Origin of the sequence: Bartonella jaculi (assembly GCF_039543045.1) — a bacterium.
Lineage (GTDB): Bacteria > Pseudomonadota > Alphaproteobacteria > Rhizobiales > Rhizobiaceae > Bartonella > Bartonella jaculi.
The window spans coordinates 1-576 of record NZ_BAABIZ010000199.1 but is presented as its reverse complement, the minus strand read 5'-3'; the positions used below and the strand labels follow the sequence as shown (position 1 = coordinate 576).

Below are 576 nucleotides of genomic sequence, written 5' to 3'. Positions count from 1 at the left end.
ATGCGCGCGTTCATTATTACGCTTGTGTCTTTAATGATACAAAAATTTATGGCAATGCAAAAATTTCTGGATATGCTTGTATTTTTGCAAATGTAAAGATTTTTCGCAATGCGGTCATTAAAGGTGACACTTGGGTTCGCAATAATATTGAAGTCTGTAATAAAGAAATTCTCTATAATGATCAGTCATTAAAAGAAGCTGCTTAAATAAAGCACGGGCGCGGCGGGGGTGCCCTCCTTTAAACATCTCATTCAAAAATTTAATCTTCTTTATAAAGGAATTGTGCCATGCAAAAGAAATTTGCACTCACAAATGAAACACGTGTATTTGGTAACCATATTCTTTATCGCATTAAAGCATTAAAAGACTTTTCTGATGTCAAGGCTGGTGATCTTGGGGGCTTTATTGAAAAGGAAAGCAACCTCTCGCATGAGGGTAATTGCTGGGTTTATGATGATGCTCTTGTTTTTAAAAATGGTCACGTTTCTGAAAATGCAAGGGTTTTTGGCAATGCTATCACTTGTGGTCATATCTATGGTCATGCGCGGGTTTATGACAATGCTATCGTTGCTGGCT

Annotated in this window: 2 pseudogenes; both read left to right on the top strand. The window is 37.2% G+C overall.

Annotated elements, in window-relative coordinates:
- Positions 1-206 (top strand): annotated as a pseudogene (locus ABD915_RS10175) (LbetaH domain-containing protein); the annotation flags it as partial.
- Positions 207-287: 81 nt separating this feature from the next.
- Positions 288-576, top strand: a pseudogene (locus ABD915_RS10170) (hypothetical protein); the annotation flags it as partial.